Origin of the sequence: Arthrobacter sp. ZGTC412 (genome assembly GCF_002929215.1) — a bacterium.
Classification (GTDB): domain Bacteria; phylum Actinomycetota; class Actinomycetes; order Actinomycetales; family Micrococcaceae; genus Arthrobacter.
The window spans coordinates 1-569 of the sequence record NZ_PJII01000085.1 but is presented as its reverse complement, the minus strand read 5'-3'; the positions used below and the strand labels follow the sequence as shown (position 1 = coordinate 569).

At 71.0% G+C, this 569-nt stretch carries 1 protein-coding gene; it reads left to right on the top strand.

Features of this window, described 5'->3' with window-relative positions; translation table 11 throughout:
* Nucleotides 1–569 (top strand): hypothetical protein (locus tag CXQ88_RS21475; RefSeq protein WP_104046165.1); only part of this gene is annotated, 569 nt, incomplete at both ends.

Sequence of the window (569 nt, the reverse complement as noted above, 5' to 3'; positions counted from 1 at the left end):
CACGAACACGAATCGAAGGTCGCGCACTTCTTCAAATCGCTGTTCGGCCACGAGCCCCATGAACAGCACCGTCATTACGCGACCGCCTATCCCGACGCGGTACGCCGCGGCGCCCTGGTGATCGCGGTGGACGTGGTCGACGAGGATCAGCTGGCCAGGGCGCGCGACGCGCTGGAGTACAACGGCGCCATCGATATCGACGAGCACGGCGGCAGCGGCACCGCAGACGGCTATCCCGGCCCCAGCAGCCCCTACGCCGGCGCCACCGGCGGCGACAGCCACCTGGACAAGCGCTTCACCCGACCCGCAAGCGGAACGACGGGCGCCACCACCGGCGCCGGCCTGCACTCGGCCAGCGAACGCTTCGGTGACAACGCCGGCACCGGCGCCGCGGCCGAAGTCGGTGCCCACGCCTCTACCCCCAGCGCCTACCACGACAGCAACACCGCCGACACCGGGCGCTACGACATCGGCAGCGCGGCCAAGCGCGCCGGCACCGACTACCCGGAAACCACCGCCACCAGCCACCCGACCGGTGCCGGCATCACCGGCCACGGCAGCAACAGCGA